Annotated in this window: 20 protein-coding genes; 8 read left to right on the top strand and 12 right to left on the bottom strand. The window is 71.9% G+C overall.

Translation table 11 applies throughout. The annotated features are described in order from the left end of the window. The first annotated feature begins 92 nt into the window (after window positions 1-92). Genes ACK8N7_RS10830 through ACK8N7_RS10820 form a run of 3 tightly spaced genes read left to right on the top strand, consistent with a single transcriptional unit; the run spans window position 93 to window position 2,822 of the window. The gene (locus ACK8N7_RS10830) at window positions 93-1,499 is read left to right on the top strand and encodes a choice-of-anchor A family protein (protein WP_500442055.1); all 1,407 of its coding nucleotides are present in this window, start codon (window positions 93-95) and stop codon (window positions 1,497-1,499) included. Between the two features lie 22 nt (window positions 1,500-1,521). Further along, window positions 1,522-1,944, top strand: coding sequence for a DUF952 domain-containing protein (locus ACK8N7_RS10825; protein WP_500442053.1), 423 nt, complete (start codon window positions 1,522-1,524; stop codon window positions 1,942-1,944). After that, complete coding sequence (locus ACK8N7_RS10820; protein ID WP_055559613.1) at window positions 1,941-2,822, top strand: SDR family oxidoreductase; 882 nt, start codon at window positions 1,941-1,943, stop codon at window positions 2,820-2,822. Before ACK8N7_RS10825 ends, ACK8N7_RS10820 begins: the two co-directional genes overlap by 4 nt. A 15-nt stretch (window positions 2,823-2,837) precedes the next feature. On the opposite strand, the gene ACK8N7_RS10815 is transcribed toward ACK8N7_RS10820, so the two are convergent. The 8 genes from ACK8N7_RS10815 to sodN form a co-directional block, all read right to left on the bottom strand. Further along, entirely contained in the window at window positions 2,838-4,025 is a 1,188-nt protein-coding gene (locus ACK8N7_RS10815) for a DUF1266 domain-containing protein (RefSeq protein WP_500442051.1), read from the bottom strand. Then, window positions 4,022-5,200, bottom strand: a complete 1,179-nt coding sequence (locus ACK8N7_RS10810) for a DUF1266 domain-containing protein (RefSeq protein ID WP_500442050.1) — start codon at window positions 5,198-5,200, stop codon at window positions 4,022-4,024. The genes ACK8N7_RS10815 and ACK8N7_RS10810 overlap by 4 nt, the downstream gene beginning before the upstream one ends. A gap of 139 nt (window positions 5,201-5,339) precedes the next feature. Beyond that, entirely contained in the window at window positions 5,340-6,014 is a 675-nt protein-coding gene (locus tag ACK8N7_RS10805) for a response regulator (RefSeq protein ID WP_500442048.1), read from the bottom strand. Then, window positions 6,011-7,444 carry a sensor histidine kinase gene (locus ACK8N7_RS10800; protein WP_500442047.1) on the bottom strand — a complete coding sequence of 478 codons (1,434 nt, stop codon included), beginning with the start codon at window positions 7,442-7,444 and terminating at the stop codon, window positions 6,011-6,013. The genes ACK8N7_RS10805 and ACK8N7_RS10800 overlap by 4 nt, the downstream gene beginning before the upstream one ends. Beyond that, window positions 7,437-8,642, bottom strand: coding sequence for an acyltransferase family protein (locus ACK8N7_RS10795; protein WP_500442045.1), 1,206 nt, complete (start codon window positions 8,640-8,642; stop codon window positions 7,437-7,439). Before ACK8N7_RS10795 ends, ACK8N7_RS10800 begins: the two co-directional genes overlap by 8 nt. Continuing rightward, window positions 8,635-9,603 (bottom strand): alpha/beta hydrolase, encoded by a 969-nt coding sequence (locus tag ACK8N7_RS10790; RefSeq protein ID WP_500442043.1) that lies wholly within the window; start codon window positions 9,601-9,603, stop codon window positions 8,635-8,637. Before ACK8N7_RS10790 ends, ACK8N7_RS10795 begins: the two co-directional genes overlap by 8 nt. A gap of 147 nt (window positions 9,604-9,750) precedes the next feature. Next, entirely contained in the window at window positions 9,751-10,623 is an 873-nt protein-coding gene (locus tag ACK8N7_RS10785) for an alpha/beta fold hydrolase (RefSeq protein WP_500442042.1), read from the bottom strand. 238 nt (window positions 10,624-10,861) lie between these two features. Next, window positions 10,862-11,257 carry a superoxide dismutase, Ni gene (gene sodN / locus ACK8N7_RS10780; protein WP_109163657.1) on the bottom strand — a complete coding sequence of 132 codons (396 nt, stop codon included), beginning with the start codon at window positions 11,255-11,257 and terminating at the stop codon, window positions 10,862-10,864. A gap of 121 nt (window positions 11,258-11,378) precedes the next feature. Between sodN and sodX the strand changes: the two genes are divergently transcribed. After that, window positions 11,379-11,879 carry a nickel-type superoxide dismutase maturation protease gene (gene sodX / locus ACK8N7_RS10775; RefSeq protein ID WP_500442040.1) on the top strand — a complete coding sequence of 167 codons (501 nt, stop codon included), beginning with the start codon at window positions 11,379-11,381 and terminating at the stop codon, window positions 11,877-11,879. Here sodX and ACK8N7_RS10770 read toward each other — a convergent pair. Further along, window positions 11,792-12,412: a CGNR zinc finger domain-containing protein gene (locus tag ACK8N7_RS10770; protein WP_403209667.1), complete on the bottom strand. Its 621-nt coding sequence runs from the start codon at window positions 12,410-12,412 to the stop codon at window positions 11,792-11,794. The genes sodX and ACK8N7_RS10770 overlap by 88 nt on opposite strands. Before the next feature lie 88 nt (window positions 12,413-12,500). On the opposite strand from ACK8N7_RS10770, the gene ACK8N7_RS10765 reads away from it, so the two are divergent. The 3 genes from ACK8N7_RS10765 (at window position 12,501) to ACK8N7_RS10755 (ending at window position 14,669) form a co-directional block, all read left to right on the top strand. Beyond that, a complete protein-coding gene (locus tag ACK8N7_RS10765; RefSeq protein ID WP_500442038.1) occupies window positions 12,501-13,262 on the top strand; it encodes a class I SAM-dependent methyltransferase in 762 nt (253 codons plus the stop codon). 118 nt (window positions 13,263-13,380) lie between these two features. After that, window positions 13,381-13,869: a SigE family RNA polymerase sigma factor gene (locus ACK8N7_RS10760; RefSeq protein ID WP_032757922.1), complete on the top strand. Its 489-nt coding sequence runs from the start codon at window positions 13,381-13,383 to the stop codon at window positions 13,867-13,869. After that, on the top strand, window positions 13,866-14,669 hold the full coding sequence (locus ACK8N7_RS10755) for a hypothetical protein (RefSeq protein ID WP_403209671.1): 804 nt from the start codon (window positions 13,866-13,868) through the stop codon (window positions 14,667-14,669). The genes ACK8N7_RS10760 and ACK8N7_RS10755 overlap by 4 nt, the downstream gene beginning before the upstream one ends. A gap of 177 nt (window positions 14,670-14,846) precedes the next feature. Here ACK8N7_RS10755 and ACK8N7_RS10750 read toward each other — a convergent pair whose 3' ends face one another. The 3 genes from ACK8N7_RS10750 to ACK8N7_RS10740 are packed head-to-tail and all read right to left on the bottom strand — an operon-like array spanning window position 14,847 to window position 17,567. Continuing rightward, window positions 14,847-15,611 (bottom strand): amino acid ABC transporter ATP-binding protein, encoded by a 765-nt coding sequence (locus tag ACK8N7_RS10750; protein ID WP_015611301.1) that lies wholly within the window; start codon window positions 15,609-15,611, stop codon window positions 14,847-14,849. Then, on the bottom strand, window positions 15,608-16,576 hold the full coding sequence (locus ACK8N7_RS10745) for an amino acid ABC transporter permease (RefSeq protein ID WP_403209673.1): 969 nt from the start codon (window positions 16,574-16,576) through the stop codon (window positions 15,608-15,610). The genes ACK8N7_RS10750 and ACK8N7_RS10745 overlap by 4 nt, the downstream gene beginning before the upstream one ends. A gap of 28 nt (window positions 16,577-16,604) precedes the next feature. Continuing rightward, window positions 16,605-17,567: an ABC transporter substrate-binding protein gene (locus ACK8N7_RS10740; protein ID WP_403209675.1), complete on the bottom strand. Its 963-nt coding sequence runs from the start codon at window positions 17,565-17,567 to the stop codon at window positions 16,605-16,607. Window positions 17,568-18,091: 524 nt separating this feature from the next. Here ACK8N7_RS10740 and ACK8N7_RS10735 point away from each other — a divergent pair. Then, window positions 18,092-19,333 carry an NAD(P)-dependent malic enzyme gene (locus ACK8N7_RS10735; protein ID WP_500442035.1) on the top strand — a complete coding sequence of 414 codons (1,242 nt, stop codon included), beginning with the start codon at window positions 18,092-18,094 and terminating at the stop codon, window positions 19,331-19,333. Window positions 19,334-19,510 lie beyond the last annotated feature (177 nt).

Here is a 19,510-nt window from a genome sequence, read left to right as displayed (position 1 = left end):
TGCGGGTCGACACCCTCCTATAGGTCGACGCATAGGGGTAAATCCGGCGTGTCATAACAAATGACTAGCATTAAAGATGCATATTGCGCGGCATGGAACAACAGGCGCGCAGGCGCGGCAACGCAATCCGGGCAGCAGTGACAGTGGCGACGGCCGCGGCGATGGTGGGCATGCTGGCCCCGGCCGCCTCCGCTGATCCGTTGCCGGGCGGACTCGGCCCCTGTCTCGGCAGCAGCTGCCCGCCCAGCTGGAGCGACCCCAACAACGGACCGGTCGCTGGTTACGACGAGAACATCAACATCTACGTCGGCGGGGACTACCTGGTCAGGGAGGCCGCCGCCGAGGCCGAGGGGAAGATCGTCACCCTCGGCCGGTTCGACATGGACAAGCGGGAAGAGGCCTCGGACATCTACAACGTCGGTGTCGCGGGCGTCGGTTCGCGGGTACCGCCGCCGGACGGCTCCGACTATCTGACGGTGGGCGGCGACATCACCATCGCGGCCGGCAAGCGCCTCCTCGCCGAGGAGGGTGCGAACTCCGGCCGGGTCGTCCACGCGGGGTCCCTGAGCGGCACGGTCAACCCGCTGACGGCCCCGCGCGAAGACCCGGAGGCCGTCGCCCCGTTCACCGGCCTGCGCCCGGAGCTCACCGAGGCCAGCCGGTGCTACGCGTACGACGGCGACGCGCACCGTGCGACGACCGGCAGCTGGACGAGGACCGGGGACACCTTCACCTTCACGGGCGACGGCACCTCGGCGATCCAGGTCTTCGACGTGGACACGGACCTCGTCTCCTCGATGGGCGGCAACGCCGGGTTCACCTTCAATGGCATCCCCGCCGGGGCGACCGTCCTGGTCAACGTGTACGGGAGCGCCCGCACGGTCGCCACGTTCATGGGGTCCCTGCCCAACGCGGGGCTCCGCGAGCGCCTCCTGTGGAACTTCCCGGACGCGACGGACCTGACGCTGACCGGTCCGGCGCAGTTCCAGGGCAGCGTGCTGGTCGGTCAGCCGGCCAGCACCACCACGCTCTCCATGAGCGGCACCAACGGCCGCTTCTACACGGCGGGTTCGCTCACCCACACCTCGTCGGGCCGCTCGGGCGGCCAGGAGATCCACGCGTACCCGTTCGACGGCGACCTCCCGACCTGCGCCCCGGACCCGACGCCGACGCCGACGGATCCCACTCCGACGCCGACGGACCCGACTCCGACGCCGACCCCCACGGATCCCACTCCGACGCCGACGGACCCCACTCCCACGCCGACGGACCCGACCCCCACCCCCACGGACCCGACCCCGACCCCCACCGAGCCCACACCGACTCCCACCGACACGCCGACGTGGAAGCCGACCCCCTCCCCGTCCGACGGGGGTCAACTGCCCGACACCGGGTCAAGGGGCGGTGAATGGATCATCGGCTCCATCGCGGCAGCGCTGGTGGCCGCCGGTGGAACGGTCCTCGTGGCCACGCGCCGGGCGCGACGCCGCACGTACTAGCCACGCCCGCTAGCGTGGTTCGATGACCGAACTGCTGCTGCACCTCGCCGAAGCACCCCTGTGGGAGGCGGCCCGCGGGAAGGGGACGTACGAGATGTCCACCCGCGACCGCACCCTCCAGGAGGAGGGCTTCATCCACCTCTCCCTGCCCAGCCAACTCCCGGGCGTGGCAAGAATGCTGTACGGGGACAGGCCCGGGAGCGGAGGCGAGGACGGGATGGGGGACCGCGGCCATGACCTGGTGGTCCTGGTCGTCGACCCCGACCGCCTCACCTACCCCGTCCGGTACGAGGCGATGAAGCCCGGCGGCGAGGAGTTCCCGCACCTGTACGGACCGCTCCCGGTGGAAGCGGTCGTGGAGGTGCGGCCCTGGCACGGAGCACACGGAGAGCCCGCAGCACACGGAGAGCCCGCAGCACGACGAGAGGAAGACGAACCCCAGTGATCGGCCCCCTCACCGCAGTGACCGGAGCGAGCGGAGCGGTCGGCGGCCGGGTCGCCGAGCGGCTCGCCCGTACCGGAGTCCCCGTACGCCTCCTCGGCCGCGACCCGGCCCGCCTCCCCGACCTGCCGGGCGCCGACCGCGCGCCCGCCGCCCCCTACGGCGACGGCGAGGCCATGCGCCGGGCCCTGGACGGGGCGCACACCCTGTTCCTGGTCTCCGCCCACGAGAGCCCCGACCGGGTGCGCGAGCACATCACGGCGGTGGACGCGGCCGTGGCGGTGGGCGTGGAGCGGATCGTGTACGTGTCCTTCCAGGGCGCGGCACCCGACGCCACGTTCACCTTCGCCCGCGACCACTGGCACACCGAGGCGCACATCCGCACGGCCGACGTGCGCCACACGTTCCTGCGGGACAACTGGTACCTGGCGGGGCTGCCCGCGATGACCGGGACCGACGGCGTACTGCGCGGTCCGGGCGGCGACGGGCGGGTGGCGGCCGTAGCCCACGAGGACATCGCGGACGCCGCGGCGGCCGTACTGCTGGACGAGTCGGAAACCCACGACGGCCGGGCCTACGACCTCACCGGCCCCGAGGCGTTCACCCTCGCCGAGGCGGCCGAGGAGTTGAGCCGGGTCACCGGGCGTCCCGTCGTCTACGTCCCCGAGACCCGGGAGGAGGCCTACGCGTCGCGGGCCGGGTACGGGGCGCAGGAGTGGGAGGTGGCCGGCTGGGTCACCTCGTACGAGGCGATCGCCAACGGCGAACTGGCCGCCGTCTCGGACGCGGTGCCCACGCTCACCGGCCACCCGGCCAAGAGCTTCACCGAATTCCTCACGGAGAACCCGGACAGCTACCGCCACCTGCTGCCCGGCGGCTGACCGGGAGACCCCGCCTCACCGCCACGGGATGTGGCGCCACGGGCTGCCCTCGCTCTCCGTCAGCAGGCGGTGGGCGAGGACGTTCTTCTCGTAGAACGGCCCGTACTCCTCCTCGTCGAACCGCAGCACCCGCCCCAGCGAGTATCCCGCCGAGAACTCCTCCCAGGAGCGGTGGGCCGACTTGCTCAGCGCCCCGGCGTAGACGATCGCCTGCTCCGCGTCGGCCGGGGCGCAGTAGCGCGCCGACAGCCCCCAGCGCGCCAGGTTCACCGCCCGCCCGTAGTCGTAGGCGACCGTCGTGCGCACCCGGCCGTCCGGCGGCAGCAGCCCGTCCGCGCGGAACCGCGCCTCGTAGCGCATGATCCGGCGTACGAGGTCCTCGATGCCCTTGACCGAGCCCGCGTCGGCCCCGAGGTCCTGGGCGTGGCCGGCGGCGGTCTCCCGCCACAGATCGGCCGGGGGCAGCTCCCCGATCCCCGCCGCCAACTGCTCGCGGGTGCGCAGCACGAAGTCCGGTTCCGGGGGACTGTTACGGGCGTCCAACAGGGCGTCCAGCTGCTTGCGCCACTCCGCGTGGCCGGTGATGCCCCAGGAGTCGCGGAGCAGATCGCGCTCGGTGGTGTACTCCCGGTAGACCGTGCCGACCTCGTTCCACGGCACCGCGTTCCCGATCGCCAGGTGCGCCCCGCAGGCCAGCCCGTACGCCAGCGGCCCGTGCAGCGCACCGTGGCGCAGCGCGAGCAGCCGGTTCTCCGGGAGACGGTCGCTCTCCGCGTACGCCCGCTGCCACAGCGCCCGCTCGGTCGGCGTCGCCGGCAGCAGCAGTTGGCCGGGCGTCCCCACGTTCACCCCCAGGAACATTCCCGCGTCGGGCCAGCCGAACTCGGCCACCCAGCGCAGCGAGACCCTGTGGAAGACCCAGTCCGGATGCCACGCGGGCAGCATGCCCCGGGTGAGCACGGGCCGGCAGACGAACCCCGACGGGTCGTGGTGCGCGCGCCAGGTGATGGTGTCCGGCTTCGCGTCCACCTCGGCGCGCGGGGCCGGGATGTACAGCTCGGCCCCGGCCAGTGCCGCGAGTTGGGCCCGTGCGTCGCTGCGGAGGGTCGCCTCGTGGAGGAGCTGCTCGGTCTCCGACGGCGGGATCCAGGGAGCCGGGGGAGCCGGGTGAGCTGGGGGGTGGTTCGGGGAGATCGGGTTCATGACCACGGGATGTTCCGGTAGGGGCTGGTGGGGTCCTGCGTGAGCATGCGGTGCTCGGCGAGCGACTGCCGGTACGTGGGCTCCGCCGCCTCCGGGCCGTCGTCCTCGGCCCGGTGGACGATGCGGGCCATGAGGTAGCCGAGGGAGAAGTCCGCCCACGAGGAGTAGGCCCCCCGGGCGAGTTCGCCGAGCCGCAGCACGTCCTGCTCGGCCTCGTGCGGATCGCCGAACCGGGCGCCTAGCGCGAGCCGTACGACGTTGACCGCCCGGCCGAGGTCGAAAGCGGCCAGGGTGTCGACGCGGCCGTCCGGGGCGAGCACGCCGTCGGCCCGGAATCTGTCCTCGTACCGGGCGATGTGGTGGAGCGACCGGTCCGCCAGCGCCCGGTCGTGGGCGTCGCGCGCGGTGAAGGCACGGGCCACCGCCTCGGACCACTCCTCACGCGTCGGCGTGCGCCCCAGCCGGGCGGCCAGGGTGTGCCGGGTGCGCAGGACGGCCTCCTGGGCCCGGCCGACCAGCTGGTTCTTCATCAGTGAGGCGAGCCGGTCGCGGTACTCGGCGCGGTGCGGGATGCCCCACGGACTCCGCAGCCGGGCCCGGTCCGTCGCGTAGTCCTCGTAGGCGGCGCCGAGCCGGTTCCAGATCAGGCCGTTGGCGACGGCCAGATGGGCGCCGAGCGCCAGCCCGTGGGCGAGCGGGCCGTGCAGCGGTCCGCCGCTGTCGGTGAGCAGGACACCGTGCTCGGGGCCGCCGGAGCGCTCGACGGCCTTCAGCCAGGCCTTGAGGTGCCTGGGCCGGGCGTCGACCAGCGCCGCGTACGGCGTGCCGTGGTTCACCGCGAGCCGGCGCACGTCGTACGGCCGGCTCCGGGCCAGCTCACCGAGGCTCACCTCACGGAACACCCACTCCGAGTGCCAGGGCGGCAGCATCCCCGGGGTCAGCACCGGGACGCAGGTCCGCCGGGTGGCCTCGTCGCGGATCGTGGGCAGCGGGGCCGTCCAGCCGGGGATGTCCGCGTGCAGCCGGGCGACGAGCACATACAGCCGGGTCCGCGCGAGCACCTCCACCACCGCGTCGCCGCCCCCGCCCGCTACCGCTCCGGCCAGCGCACGCTCGATCTCCGTGGGCGCCGCCGCTCCGCCGCTCTCTGTTCCTGCCCCGTTCCCCGTTGTCACGGAGGCGATCCTACGAAACGGGATCCGGCAACCCTCCGGGGGCGGGTCGGAGGGAGCTTCCGGGGACGGGTCGGAGGATGGCCTGGTGGCGGGTCAGGGATCGGCCCTGCGACGGGTCAGGGATCGGCCCTGCGACGGGTCAGAGGTTGGCCGGGCGCACCAGCCCCGACTCGTACGCGAACACCGCCGCCTGGGTCCGGTCGCGGACGCCCAACTTGACCAGGATCCGGCCCACATGGGTCTTCACCGTCTGCTCCGCGAGGGTCAGCTGCCCGGCGATCTCCGCGTTCGAAAGGCCGGCCGCGATCAGGGACAGCACCTCCGTCTCCCGCTCCGTCAGATCCCCGATCCGCTCCTTCAGCGGGGCGCGCGGGGCACCGGCGGTCCGGGAGAACTCCACGATCAGCCGCTTGGTGATGTTGGGGGAGAGCAGTGCGTCGCCTGCCGCCACCACCCGTACCGCGTTGGCGAGTTCGTCGGCCGACGCGTCCTTAAGCAGGAAGCCGGAGGCGCCCGCGCGCAGCGCCTCGTACACGTACTCGTCGAGATCGAAGGTCGTCAGCACGAGCACCTTCACCTCGGAGCCCTCGCGTGAGGTGATCCGGCGGGTCGCCTCGATGCCGCCCAGCTCCGGCATCCGGATGTCCATCAGGACGACGTCCGGAGTGAGTTCGTCGACCTTGGCGACGGCGTCGAGGCCGTTGACGGCCTGCCCGACGACCTCGATGTCCGGCTCGGCGTTCAACAGGACGGTGAAGCCCTGGCGGACCATCATCTGGTCGTCGGCGATCACTGCGCGGATGGGTGGCGTCATGGGGCGTCCTCGGTCGTGGCGGTGGCCTTGGGAGCGGTGGTGGTGGCGGGGAAAGCAACGGGCAGGATCGCGGTGACTTCCCAACCCCCGTCCGGCATGGGCCCGGTGGCCAGGTCGCCGCCGAGCATCGTGGTGCGCTCGCGCATCCCGAGCAGGCCGTGCCGGACCCCGGGGGAGAGGGGGGACGCGCGGACCGGCGCGGTGTTGGTGACGCGGACGGACAGCCCGCCGGCCCGGTGGCCGATCTCCACCCGGGCGCTCGCCCCGGGAGCGTGCCGCACCACGTTGCTCAGGGCCTCCTGCACTATGCGGTACGCCGAGAGCTCGACGCCCGGCGGCAGGGGGCGCGGCTCGCCGGTGGTGGAGAGGGTGACGTCAAGACCGGCGGAGCGCACGGAGCCGATGAGGCTGCCGAGCCGGTCGAGGCTGGGCTGCGGGGTGTGCCGGGCGCTCTGCGCGGGTGCCTCCTCCGAGCGCAGGACGCCCAGCACCCTGCGGAGTTCGGCGAGGGCCTCCAGGGCGTTCTCGCGGATGCCCGTGAGGTTCTCCTTCAGCTCGTCCGTGGGGTCCTTCACCAGGTGCGGGGCGACCTGCGCCTGGATGGAGATCACCGACATGTGGTGGGCCACCACGTCGTGCAGCTCACGGGCGATCCGGTGGCGCTCCTCCAGCAGGGTGCGCCGGGCCCGCTCGTCGGCGGTCAGCTCGACCTGGACGTCGAGGTCCTTACGGGCGAGCCGCACGCTGCGCAGCGCGGTACCGAGCACCAGCGCGGTGGAGAACACGAGCACCGACGCGACAAGGCTGACCTGAGGCAGGGGCGGTGTGCGCAGGGCCAGGAACAGCGCCAGCGCCATCGAGAGCACCAGCGCGGCCACCGCCCGGCGGGGCCGGACCCGCAGCGCCAGCAGGAAGAGGGCACCGCCCTGCAGCGCCGCCCCGGCGAAGGGGGAGGGGTACAGGACCTCCGGGGTCAGCGGGACGGTGCTGACCAGCGGGTACGGGAGATGCGCGGGAGCGCCGGCCACGGTGACCAGCACCGCCACGACGGCCAGCACGGTCGCCGCCCACCACGACCCCACCGGACGGATCATTCCAGCCACCAGCACCGCGGACTGCGCGACCGCCACCAGCACCGCCGGCCCGCTGACCGCCGCTCCGTGCGGGGAGAGTTCGACGGTACGGATCACCGTGATCCCGACCGCAGTGATCACCAGCAGCACCAGGAACACCGGCCGCCACACCGGGGCGTCGGCTTCTCCCATGCGCGGCACCCGGTCGGCGGGCTCCGACCACAGCTCCTTGCACAGGGCGTGCGGCGCCCGACGCACCGCGGCCCGCAGCCGTACGCCCCTCGGCGCCTTCCCGGCCTCCGACACCTTCACGTCCCCCACCGCCCCCTCGGACTCACCCGCGTTCAGACTAGGCACGACGCACCACCTGCTTCCGCTCGGGGGACGGCCCGGAAGTCGACTCCCGTACGAGGAGGGAGCGGCTGCTCCTCCTCTGCCCGCCCTGTTCGTAGTTCCGGAACGCGGCCCAGCACACCAGCAGGGCCAGGGCGAACACCGGGAGCCAGAGCAGCCGGGCGACCACCCAGCCGACGCCGTCGGGCACGGTGTGCAGACCCGGCAGCGGCTCACCGGCGACCAGCAGCGCGCTCGCCGTGACGACGATCATCGCTGTCTGATGCCAGAGGAAGACGGTCATCGCCGCCAGGTTCACCAGCGCCACCGCCGCCCACGCGGCGGGCCTGCGCAGCGCCCGGCGCAGGGGCCCGAGCAGCAGCAGGGCCGCCCCGCACTGCGCCAGCCCGAAGGCGACGGCGGCGAGGCTCGGCGGGTCCAGGTTGGAGATCCGGCCGCCCGGAACGCCGACCATGGAGGCCGGATAGCCCGCCCACAGCACGAGCGCGACGGCCGCCGCAGCTCCACCGAGCAGCAGAGCCCAGCTGTTCCTCCGGCCGCGCAGCCCGCCCCGTGCGACCAGCGCCCCCAGGCAGTACGGCACCAGCCAGCCCGCGACCACGTTGATCCACCCGAGCTCGCCGGGTCCGCCGAGGCCGAAGCGTACGAGGTCGACGTGGAGCACCACGGCGAGCGGCCACAGCGGGTGGAGCCGCGCCACCAAGGGGGTCAGCGCGGTCAGCGCGGCGAAGACCAGCAGGAACCAGAGCGGCGACCAGACCAGCTTGGCCAGGGCGAGCACGGTGGGTTCGCCGACCCCCGAGGCGAGCATCGCGCCCGCCGCGAGCGTCCACACCACGAGCACCGCCGCCACCGGCCGGAACAGCCGCGCCAGGCGGCCGCCCACCCATTGCCCGTACGGCACGCCCCTCTTGCGCGCGGAGGCCCAGCTCCCGGCCGCCACCATCCCGCCCACCAGGAAGAACACCGCGAGGGTCTGGAACACCCAGGAGACCGGGGTGAGGTGCGGCAGGTACGCCAGCGGGCTCGCCCCGCGTACGGTGCCGCTGTCGGCGACCAGCGCGGTCACCAGCCAGTGGCCGCCCACCACGCCCAGGATGGCCAGGGCCCGCAGGGCATCGACGGCCCGGTCGCGGCCGGGCGGGGTGGCGGCCTCGATCCGCGCGACGACACGACGGGAGGACTCACGCACGTCAGGCATGGGAGGCCTCCAGCGGGGCGCGGCCGGAGACTATCCGGGTCAGGTTGGTCAGGGACCGCGAACCGGGCAGCAGATAGTCGCTGTGGCCACCGTCGCCCGCGTCGAACACCTCGGCCCCGAACCGGTCCGCCACCGGATCGGTCCCGAACCCCACCGTCGCGACGAACGGCACCCGCACCCGGACATGGGGCACCCGGTCGATCCAGTCCCCGCCGCTACGCCCGGCCCACACCCGCGCCCCGGTACGCAGCGAGGCCACATCCCGGGCGCCGGTACCGGGGCTTCCGTACAGCACGATGGCGTCGGCCGCGGTCCCGGACGCGGCCCGGGCACAGATCACCGAACCGTAGGAGTGGCAGAGCAGGGTGACCCGGGCGCCCGGCAGGGTGGCGCTCAGCCCGTCCACCAGAGCCCGCAGCCCCGGCGCGGCCTCGGCGGCCCGCCCCTCGGTCAGCGAGGCCGGGCTGACGGTGGCGGGCGAGCGGTACCCGAGCCAGGCGACGACCGCCCCGCCCTCCCCCAACTCCCGCTGGAGCGCCACCGCCCCGCGCCTCAGCCGCCCGTACGCGTCGAGGCCGATGCCCGCCCCGGGGACCAGCACCGCGACGCGCCGGGCCGAGGACAGCTCCCCGACTACCTCCACGCTCCGGCCCCCGTCGCGCCCGTCGAAGGAGAGGAACTGCCGCCCCGGCGCGGCCATCGCCCGCAGGGAGGCCGCCCGCTTGAGATCCCCGTGCCCGTCCGCGACCCGACCGGCCGCCCGGATGTCCCGCCGGCTGACCGCGTACCGCTCCTCCAGCGCAGCCGGCCCCGCGTCCCGCAGCGGCCCGAGCACGGTCGGCGCGGGGGCGGGCACGGCGGCGGGCCGGGCCGCCCCGGAGACCGGAACGGCCACCGCGAAGGTGACGAGAGCGGCGAGCAGGGTGCGGCGCAGACGGCGTCTGCGCGGGCGGTCCGCCATGGGATGGGGTCCTTCCGTACCGGGGAGCTTTGTCCGTTTCCAGTACAGAAGTTACGGAGAGGGAGGGGTAGTTGACGTCCCGCTGAGGAGTGGATCTTCGGCGTAGCTCCCAGGTATCACGCAGGTACGGGGGTACGGGGGTCGGCGTCAGCTCTGCCCGGCGTGGTTCAGGATCGCGGCGGCGAGCGGGGCATGCACCTCACGGGGCAGCGCGTGCCCCATGCCGGGAATCGCGACGAGCCGGGCGCCATGGACCGCCTGGGCGATGTGGCGGGCGTGGGGCGGCGGGTAGACGGGTTCGGCAGGCGCGGAGACGACCAGGGTGGGGACCCGGGTACGCGCCAGGGCTTCGGTCCGGTCCATGCCGGAGGCGTCGGCCCGGGCGTGCGCGGTACCGGCGTGGTGGTGCCCGGTGTGCGCGATGATCCGGCGCTCCTGCTCGCGGGCATAGGCGGCGTCGAAAGGAATCCGGTCACCACCGAGCACCCGCCAGTGCTCGACCCGCCGCTCCAACTCCGCTTCCGGCCCCCGGTCCTCGACGGGCCGGGCCCACATTTCCAGCAGTCCTGGCGAGACACCGGGAAGCTCCTCGGCCGGCGTCCGGGTCCCGTCCGGATGCTCGTACGGTACGGAGCTGAGCGCACCCGTCCCGATCAGGGTGGCGCTGAGCACCCGCTCGGGCCGGTCCGAGACGATCAGCTGGACCAGCATTCCGCCGAGCGACATGCCCACCAGATGGGCCCGCTCGACCCCCAGGGCGTCCAGCACCCGCACGGCGTCCTCGGCAAGTGCGGTGAGCGGATAGGGCTGTTCGGCGAAGATCCAGGTGGAGCGCCCGGTGTCGCGGTGGTCGTAACGGATCACCCGAAAGCGGGCGGCGAGCAGCTCCACCAGCTCGTCCGGCCACCCGAGCCCGGATGCCTGCGCACCCATGACCAGCAGCAGGGCGGGGGCGTCGGGGGCGCCGCGCTCTGCCACCCAGAGCCGGGCACCGGGCGCGACATCGACGAAGCGGTCCATGGCGAACCTCGCAATGCTTGAGACGAGACGTATCGTTTCGTTGCGTTCTCATGGTACCCCGTCCACCTGCGACCGCCCGAGTGCAGGGTGGCCGCCCGAACGCAAGGCGACCGCCCGAGCGCAGAAAGACCGCACCCGGTCCACCGGAGCCGCCGAATTCGGCGACCCGTGAACCGGGTGCGGTCGGATGGGTGACACGACCGGCCGCGAAGGGCAGGCCGGCCGGTCCCACCGGGGATCAAGCCTTCTTGGTCTCCCAGAAGATCTTGTCGACCTCGGCGATCAGGTCCAGGGCCTTCTGGCCCGTCGCCGGGTCGTTCGAGCCCTTGGCCGCGGAGAGCGCCTTCAGGGTGTCGTTGATCAGCTGGTGCAGCTCCGGGTACTTTTCGAAGTGCGGGGGCTTGAAGTAGTCGCTCCAGAGCACCGAGACGTGGTGCTTCGCGAGCTCGGCGCGCTGTTCCTTGATCAGGACCGCGCGGGTGCGGAAGTCCGCGTCCTCGTTGGCCTGGTACTTCTCCTGGACGGCCTTGACCGACTCGGCCTCGATGCGGGCCTGGGCCGGGTCGTAGACGCCGCAGGGCAGGTCGCAGTGGGCGCTGACCTTCACCTTGGGGGCAAACAGGCGGGAAAGCATGGAGCTGTCCTCCTCGTGATCGTCTTCTCAGGTGGGACATTACTCCGTGGAGCGCCGCTTTCCGTGGCTGCCCCAGGGGCTTAGGTCAAAAGTCCGGGGTGGGAATCGGGTCGTCGGCCGAATGTACGGAGCGGAACGCGGTACGCGGGACGGTGTGCCGGAGGAGGACCGGGAGGTGGCCGAGGTGCCGGAGCTGGGACGGGTGTCCGGAGGCGGGCGGGCCGGGCGGCGGCCGTTGCGGGTGGTGGAGGTGACGGGGCCTTCGATGGTGCCCACGCTCTACCACGGGGACCTGCTGCTGGTGCAGTACGGGGTGCCGGTGCGCCCCGGTGACGTGGTGATCCTGCGTCACCCCTTCCAGCAGGACCTGCTGGTGGTGAAGCGGGCGGTCGAACAGCGGCCGGGCGGCTGGTGGGTGCGGGGCGACAACACGTTCGCGGGCGGGGACAGCACGGATTACGGGGTGGTCCCCGAGGAGCTCGTACTGGCCCGGGTGCGGGCCCGCTACCGGCCCCCGGCCAAGGGCTCCAAGGGTCAGCGGTCGGTGACCGAGGTGCTCGGCTGGGCGGCCTCGGCGCTGAGGCCGGTCCGGTCCGCCTCCACCCGCTTGCGGGCCCGGTAGGCGGCCACGTTGGCCCGGGTCGCGCAGCGGTCCGAGCAGTAGCGCCGGGAACGGTTGGTGGAGGTGTCCAGGTAGGCGTTGCGGCACGGGGCCGCCTCGCACAGGCCGAGCCGGTCCACGCCGTGCGAGGTCAGGTGGAAGGCGAGGCCCATCGCCGCGATGGCCGCGTATCCGGCGGTCGCGTTCGAGGGGTGGTCGGCCAGGTGCATGTGCCAGTCCGGCCTGCCGTCCTCGTCCCGTGCGTCGTGCCCGGAGATCTGCGGGCTCACCGGGAACTCCAGCAGCAGTGAGTTGAGCAGGTCGACCGCGAGCGTCTCGTCGCCGCCGTCGGCCGCCTCGAAGACCGCGCGGAGCCGGGCCCGTACGGAACGGAAGCGGGTCACGTCCGCGTCCGTCGTCCGCCGCGCCGCCTGCTGGTTGGCGCCGAACAGTTCCCGGACCGCTTCGACCGAGGTGAGGGCGTCCTTGTTGCGGGCCGGCTCCTCGGTGTTGACCAGGCGCACGGCGTAGTCCGAGTAATAGGCCAGTTCCACTTGTAGTCCTTACCAGGTCGGTCTAGGGTCTGGGTGTCGGCCAGTGTAATGGGTGGCTGACATCAATGAGTCTTACTTGGAGGTTGGCGTGACGGAGACGGGGACGAGCACCGACTGGCAGTCCTGGCAGGAGAGCTGGGACCGGCAGCAGGAGTGGTACATGCCCGACCGCGAGGAGCGGTTCCGGGTGATGCTGGACATGGTCGAGGCGGTCGTCGGCCCCGCGCCCCGGGTCCTCGACCTCGCGTGCGGTACGGGAAGTATTACGGACCGGCTCCTGAAGCGGTTCCCGGACGCCACGAGCACCGGCGTCGACCTCGACCCCGCTCTCCTGGCGATAGCCCGCGGCACCTTCGAGGGCGACGACCGGGTCACCTTCGTCACCGCCGACCTCAAGGACCCCGACTGGACCACGCGGCTGCCCCACACCTCGTACGACGCCGTCCTCACCGCCACCGCCCTGCACTGGTTCCACAGCGAGCCGCTGGCCGTGCTGTACGGGCAGCTCGGCGGTCTCGTCCGGGACGGCGGGGTCTTCATGAACGCCGACCGCACGATCGACCCCGGCACCCCCCGGATCAACGCCGCCGAACGCGCCCACCGGCACGCCGCCATGGACCGCGCCAAGGCCGCCGGCGCCCTGGACTGGGCCGAGTGGTGGGCCGTCGCCGCCAAGGACCCCGTACTCGCCGGACCCACCGCCGAACGGTTCGCGATCTACGGCGAGCACGCGGACGGCGACATGCCCTCCGCCGACTGGCACGCCCGCACCCTGCTCGCCTCCGGCTTCGGCGAGGCCCGCGCGGTGTGGGCCTCCCCCTCGGACACTCTGGTCCTCGCGGTGAAGTAGCGGCCTGAATCCCGCAACCTCCCGCACCCCCCGACGCACTGAAAGGGTGAGACGGTCCGCAGCCGCGGGCCCGGGGGAAGAGGGGGGCGGTCCATGCGGATCCCGGAGTGGGGCCGGAATGCGGACCGGTGAGGACGCCGCGCTGCACGACTTCGTGGAGGGCAGACGGACCGCGCTGTTCCGCAGCGCCTATCTGCTGTGCGGCGACCGGCACGAGGCCGAGGACCTGGTCCAGAGCGCGCTGGTCAAGGTCGTCCTCGGCGGTCGGCGGCACGGCCGCCTCGACAACATCGAGGCGTACGCCCGCAAGACGCTGGTCAACACCTTCATCGCGAGCCGCCGGAGGTTCTGGCGGCGCGAGCAGGCGTACGCCGAACTGCCCGACCGCCAGATGGCCACGTCCGACACGGACACCGGCCTGGTCGTCAGGGAGGCGCTCGCCCGGCTCACGCCCAAGCAGCGCGCGGTGCTGGTCCTCCGCTACTGGGAGGACCTGAGCGTGGAGGCCACGGCCGAGGCGCTCGGGATGCGGACGAACACGGTCAAGAGCCACGCGGCTCGTGGCCTGGCGGCGCTGCGCGCCGGGATGGCGGAGGAATTGGTATGAACGACGTTCACGAGCTGCTCGACCGCGCCGCCGACGAGGCAGGGGCCCCGGGGTTCTCCACCGATGCGGTGTACGCCAGGGTCGCCCGGATACGCCGGCGCCGCCGGGCCGTCGTCTCGGCGGCGGCGCTCACGGCGGTCGCGGCCGGGGCGTTCACGGTGGCCCGGGCCGGCGGGCCGGCGGACACCGCCCACTCCGCGGTGGCGACGACGCCTCTGCCGACCGGGTCCCAGACGAACTCGGCACCCGGCCCCGCGGGCACCAAGGCGGAGCGGGTTGACGCACTGCTGCCCCCGGACGTGGGAGAGATCGAACAGGTCATGATCCTCGCCCTCACCAAGCAGTTGCCGCCCGAGCAGGTGACCCCCGACTACCTGGGGCCGCTGGACGGTGAGTACGCGTTCCGCAAGAACGGCGGCGTGGGCTATCTCGTCCTCTCCTACGAGGACCGGAAGGCCGTGACGGAGAAGACGGGCCGCCCGGCCGATCCGGACGAGGACCTCTGCACCGAAGTGCCCCCGAGCACCTTCCGTACCCACTGCACCCGTGAGGTGCTCCCCGACGGCCGGGTGCTGACAGTGTGGAACGACGCCATGCAGTTCCGGGGCGGCGGCGACGTCCGCTGGGGACCGGAGCTGACCGGCCGACTCGTCCAGAGGGACGGCTCCCAGCTCCTCGTGCGCTCCAGCACCGGGTTCGAGAGCACCGGCACCCAGGGGCCGCTGCTGGACGCGCCCCCGGTCTCCCGGGAGCAGCTGAGGGAGTTGCTGACCGGTCCGGAGGTGCTGCCCCAGGGCTGACGGGGCCCGCCGGACGCGGGGGTGGGCGGCCCGGGTCCGGACCCGGGCCGGGACGCGGACCCAGGCCCGGACCCGGGCCGGGACGCGGACCCAGGCCCGGACCCGGGCCGGGACGCGGAAGAGGGCGGTACGGACCCCGGGTCCGTACCGCCCTCTCCCTCACAGCCTGTGCAGCGGCTACAGCACCTTCGACAGGAACGACTTCGTCCGGTCATGCTGCGGGTTGGTCAGCACGTCGCGCGGGTGGCCGGACTCGACCACCACACCGTCGTCCATGAAGACCAGCGCGTCACCGACCTCGCGGGCGAAGCCCATCTCGTGGGTGACGACGATCATCGTCATGCCGTCCTCGGCCAGACCGCGCATGACGTCCAGGACATCGCCCACCAGCTCCGGGTCGAGCGCGGAGGTCGGCTCGTCGAAGAGCATCAGCTTCGGCTCCATCGCCAGCGCACGGGCGATGGCGACGCGCTGCTGCTGGCCGCCGGAGAGCTGGGTGGGGTAGTTCTTCGCCTTGTCGGCGAGGCCCACCCGGTCCAGCAGCTTCTCGGCGCGGGCCCGGGCCACGGCCTTGGCCTCGCCCTTGACCTGGATCGGCGCCTCCATGACGTTCTCCAGCGCCGTCATGTGCGGGAACAGGTTGAAGCGCTGGAAGACCATGCCGATGTCCCGGCGCTGGAGGGCGACCTCGCTGTCCTTGAGCTCGTAGAGCTTGTCGCCCTTCTGCCGGTAGCCGACCAGCTGGCCGTCGACCGAGAGCCGGCCGGCGTTGATCTGCTCCAGGTGGTTGATGCACCGCAGGAACGTCGACTTGCCGGAGCCGGACGGGCCGATCAGGCAGAACACCTCACGCGGGGCGACCTCCAGGTCGATGCCCTTGAGGATGTGGGCGGCGCCGAAGGACTTGTGGACGCCCTCGGCCTTCACCATGGGGGTGGTCATGCGGAGACACCTCCGGAGGGCCGGTTGCTGAACGAGGCGAGGTTCACCTTGATGCGCTGCAGCGGCGTGAGCGGCAGCGAGCGCAGCGAACCACGGGCGTAACGGCGCTCCAGGTAGTACTGGCCGACGCTGAACACGCTGGTCATCACGATGTACCAGATGGACGCGACGAAGAGCATCTCCATCACCGCGTACGACGTGGAGCCGATCTGCGAGGTGGAGCGGAGCAGCTCGTTGTAGGTGACCGCGTAGACCAGCGAGGAGGTCTTCAGCATGTTGATGAACTCGTTGCCGGTCGGCGGGATGATCACCCGCAGCGCCTGCGGCAGGACCACGCGGCGCATGGTCTTGCCCTGGGTCATGCCCAGCGCGTGCGACGCCTCGGTCTGGCCCTCGTCGACCGACTGGATGCCGGCACGGCAGATCTCCGCCATGTAGGCGGCCTCGTTCAGGGCGAGCCCCAGCAGGGCGCACATGAACGGGGTCATGACGTCCGTCATCTCGTCCTTGTAGATGAACGGGATGTTCAGGACCGGGAAGATCAGCGCCAGGTTGAACCAGAGCAGCAGCTGGACGTAGACCGGGGTGCCCCGGAAGAACCAGATGTACAGCCAGGCCACCCAGCTGGTGACGGGGTTCTTCGAGAGCCGCATCACGGCCAGGACGACACCGAGGATCACGCCGAGCACCATGGCGAGGACGCTGATCAGCAGGGTGCGGCCCGCTCCGGCGACGACGTTGCTGTCGAACAGCTTGTCGCCCACGGCCTGCCACTGGATGTTGCCCTGCGAGAAGGCGTACACGAGGGCGACGAGGAGGCCGATGACCACGATGCCGCTGATCCAGCGGCCGACGTGGCGGACCGGGATGGCCTTGATGTTCTCCGGGGCCGTGGTGGCGGCCTTGGAGACGGACACCTGGCCGGCCGGTGAGCCGGGGGGTGTCTTGTCGAACTTGTCAGTCATCGTGACTGCCCTTCAGTGGAGCGTCCGGTCACTTGCCGCCGTTGACGGCGGCCTTGTCGATCGCTCCCGTGCCGGCGCCCCACTTGTCGAGCACCTTCTTGTACGAACCGTCGGCGATGATCGCGTCGACGGCCTCCTTCAGGGCGTCCCGCAGCGCGGTGTTGTCCTTCTTGACGGCGATACCGAACGGGCCGGCGTCGATCTGCTCGCCGACGACCTCGAAGGCGTTGCCGCCGTCGGCCTTGCGGGCCAGGTCGACCGCGACCGGGTAGTCGTTGACACCGGCGACCGCACCGCCGGACTTGACCCGGGTCTGGGCCTCGGTGTCGTTCTCGAACGACTCGATCTTGACAGCCTTCTTGCCGCCGTCCGTACACGCCTTGGACTGCTTCTTGAGGGCTTCCTCGTAGGTGGTGCCGCGCTGGACGGCGGCGGTCTTCCCGCAGAGGTCCTCGATGGACTTGATGTTCTGCGGGTTGCCCTTCTTCGTGTACACGGCGGTGCCGGCGAGGAAGTAGTCGACGAAGTCGACGCCCTCGCCCAGCTTCTTGCCGGAGTCGTCCAGGCCCTCCTGGCGCTGCTTGTTGTCCGTGATGGACGACATGGCGATGTCGTGGCGGCCGGAGTTCAGGGCGGTGATCAGCCCGTCGAAGGAGCCGGAGGTGAACTCGAACTTCACACCCAGCTGCTTGCCGAGGGCCTCGGCGATGTCGGGGTCGACGCCCACGATCTTGCCGTTCTCGACGGACTCCATCGGGGCGTACTCGGCGTTCGTGCCGACCTTGATGACACCCGACTTCTGGTACTTCTCCGGCAGCTTGGAGAAGAGCGGGGCCCCGGCCTTGGTGGCCGTGCCGTCGCCGCCCTCCGAGGAGGCGCTCTCGGTCTGGTCGCCGCAGGCGGTGAGCAGCAGGGTGCCGGCGACCGCGATGGCGCCGACCGCCGCAATCCGGGACTTCGCGGTCTTACGACGCATGATGCTTGCGGTCATGTCGGGATCCTCCGGCAGGTGAGGGTGAGGGTGCTTTCGGGCGGCTTGGCACGCACCTTCGAGTGTCGCCACCTTGTGTGATGACGGCATCCTGCCATTTGGACTGGCCCATTCAGGGGCCCAGTCATGTCAAAATCGGATAACGGGTGACCCCCGAACTCGCGTGGCCGGTACCTGGGGACCGGACCATCTCCCGCGAACGCTTCTCGACGCCGGAGAATCTCCGGTGCGTCTCTCCTGCTGGGCGCATTTGTGCTGGTTTGCCGACTTGTCCAGATATTCGACTATGAGTCACGTCACCGCATCGGAATGGACTCGTGCGGGACAGGGTTGGTCCGGTAAGAAAGACGTTTACACCCCTCATCCGGGGCTCAGGGCGCGTGTGCGGCGCGCCCGCGCGTATGTACCTCTCCCTGCCGGGGCGGGCCAACCGCCTGGTGCAGGGCACATACGCGGTGCCCGCCCACCCCTCCTCAACCAGGAGTGGCCACCCTCAAACGATGAAGACTTAAGGGGTCAACACCATGGCAGCGGAGATCGTCAATCCTCGCAGCGACAGCACTACCGACAGTGGCATCCAGCGCACGAGCGCAGCGGACACCGGGGCCGACGAGCCCTTCGATCCGGCCTTCGCCCTCCACCGGGGAGGGAAGATGGCCGTGCAGTCCACCGTCCCGATCCGGGACAAGGACGACCTTTCCCTGGCCTACACGCCCGGCGTGGCCAAAGTGTGCAGCGCCATCGCCGCCAACCCCGAGCTCGTCCACGACTACACCTGGAAGTCCCAGGTCGTGGCCGTCGTGACGGACGGCACCGCCGTGCTCGGCCTCGGTGACATCGGACCCGAGGCCTCCCTCCCCGTGATGGAGGGCAAGGCCATCCTCTTCAAGCAGTTCGGCGGCGTCGACGCGGTGCCGATCGCGCTCGCGACCACCGACACCGACGAGATCGTCGAGACCGTCGTCCGGCTCGCCCCCTCCTTCGGCGGCGTGAACCTGGAGGACATCTCGGCGCCCCGGTGCTTCGAGATCGAGCGCAAGCTCCAGGAGCGCCTCGACATCCCGGTCTTCCACGACGACCAGCACGGCACCGCCGTCGTCACCCTCGCCGCCCTGCGCAACGCCGCCAAGCTCTCCGGGCGGACGCTCGGTGACCTGCGCGGTGTCATCTCCGGCGCGGGTGCGGCGGGCGTGGCGATCGCCAAGTTCCTGCTGGAGGCCGGCATCGGCGATGTCGCGGTGGCCGACCGCAAGGGCATCGTGAGCCGGGACCGGGACGACCTGACCGACGTCAAGCGCGAACTGGCCGAGCTCACCAACCGGGCCGGGATCTCCGGTTCGCTGGAGAAGGCGCTCGCCGGTGCGGACGTCTTCATCGGGGTCTCCGGCGGTACGGTGCCGGAGGCTGCGGTGGCGTCGATGGCGCCCGGTGCGTACGTCTTCGCGATGGCCAACCCGAACCCGGAGGTCCACCCCGAGGTCGCGCACAAGTACGCGGCCGTGGTGGCGACCGGGCGGTCCGACTTCCCGAACCAGATCAACAACGTGCTGGCGTTCCCGGGGATCTTCGCGGGAGCGCTTCAGGTGCGGGCCTCGCGGATCACGGAGGGCATGAAGATCGCCGCGGCGAACGCGCTGGCCGACGTGGTCGGCGATGAGCTGGCGGCGGATTACGTGATCCCGTCGCCGTTCGACGAGCGGGTCGCTCCCGCCGTCACCGCGGCGGTGGCCGCGGCCGCGCGGGCCGAGGGTGTGGCTCGGCGCTGACATTGCGCTGAGCGGTTGTGCGGTGGGCGGGGCCTGATGGTTGGGGCCCCGCCCATTTTCAGCCCTCCGGTGGTTGAGGGGCGGGGTCCGGGGCGGCGCCCCGGGGGGGGGGGGGGGGGGGGGGGGGGGGGGGCGCCGCGGCCCCCCCGGGGGGGGGGGGGGGGGGGGGGCGGGGGG

It is taken from the genome of Streptomyces griseobrunneus, assembly GCF_046713465.1.
Taxonomy (GTDB): domain Bacteria; phylum Actinomycetota; class Actinomycetes; order Streptomycetales; family Streptomycetaceae; genus Streptomyces; species Streptomyces microflavus.
This window is presented reverse-complemented; position numbering and strand designations above follow the sequence as displayed.

What these genes read in the sequence shown, in the direction of transcription:
- ACK8N7_RS10805 (WP_500442048.1), bottom strand. Translation starts at nt 6,014, where the DNA reads ATGACGCCACCCATCCGCGCAGTGATCGCCGACGACCAGATGATGGTC.
- sodX (WP_500442040.1), top strand. Translation starts at nt 11,379, where the DNA reads ATGTACGGAGCGGAACGCGGTACGCGGGACGGTGTGCCGGAGGAGGAC.
- ACK8N7_RS10815 (WP_500442051.1), bottom strand. Translation starts at nt 4,025, where the DNA reads ATGAACCCGATCTCCCCGAACCACCCCCCAGCTCACCCGGCTCCCCCG.
- ACK8N7_RS10795 (WP_500442045.1), bottom strand. Translation starts at nt 8,642, where the DNA reads ATGCCTGACGTGCGTGAGTCCTCCCGTCGTGTCGTCGCGCGGATCGAG.
- ACK8N7_RS10755 (WP_403209671.1), top strand. Translation starts at nt 13,866, where the DNA reads ATGAACGACGTTCACGAGCTGCTCGACCGCGCCGCCGACGAGGCAGGG.
- ACK8N7_RS10735 (WP_500442035.1), top strand. Translation starts at nt 18,092, where the DNA reads ATGGCAGCGGAGATCGTCAATCCTCGCAGCGACAGCACTACCGACAGT.
- ACK8N7_RS10740 (WP_403209675.1), bottom strand. Translation starts at nt 17,567, where the DNA reads ATGACCGCAAGCATCATGCGTCGTAAGACCGCGAAGTCCCGGATTGCG.
- ACK8N7_RS10825 (WP_500442053.1), top strand. Translation starts at nt 1,522, where the DNA reads ATGACCGAACTGCTGCTGCACCTCGCCGAAGCACCCCTGTGGGAGGCG.
- sodN (WP_109163657.1), bottom strand. Translation starts at nt 11,257, where the DNA reads ATGCTTTCCCGCCTGTTTGCCCCCAAGGTGAAGGTCAGCGCCCACTGC.
- ACK8N7_RS10830 (WP_500442055.1), top strand. Translation starts at nt 93, where the DNA reads ATGGAACAACAGGCGCGCAGGCGCGGCAACGCAATCCGGGCAGCAGTG.
- ACK8N7_RS10790 (WP_500442043.1), bottom strand. Translation starts at nt 9,603, where the DNA reads ATGGCGGACCGCCCGCGCAGACGCCGTCTGCGCCGCACCCTGCTCGCC.
- ACK8N7_RS10760 (WP_032757922.1), top strand. Translation starts at nt 13,381, where the DNA reads ATGCGGACCGGTGAGGACGCCGCGCTGCACGACTTCGTGGAGGGCAGA.
- ACK8N7_RS10745 (WP_403209673.1), bottom strand. Translation starts at nt 16,576, where the DNA reads ATGACTGACAAGTTCGACAAGACACCCCCCGGCTCACCGGCCGGCCAG.
- ACK8N7_RS10785 (WP_500442042.1), bottom strand. Translation starts at nt 10,623, where the DNA reads ATGGACCGCTTCGTCGATGTCGCGCCCGGTGCCCGGCTCTGGGTGGCA.
- ACK8N7_RS10750 (WP_015611301.1), bottom strand. Translation starts at nt 15,611, where the DNA reads ATGACCACCCCCATGGTGAAGGCCGAGGGCGTCCACAAGTCCTTCGGC.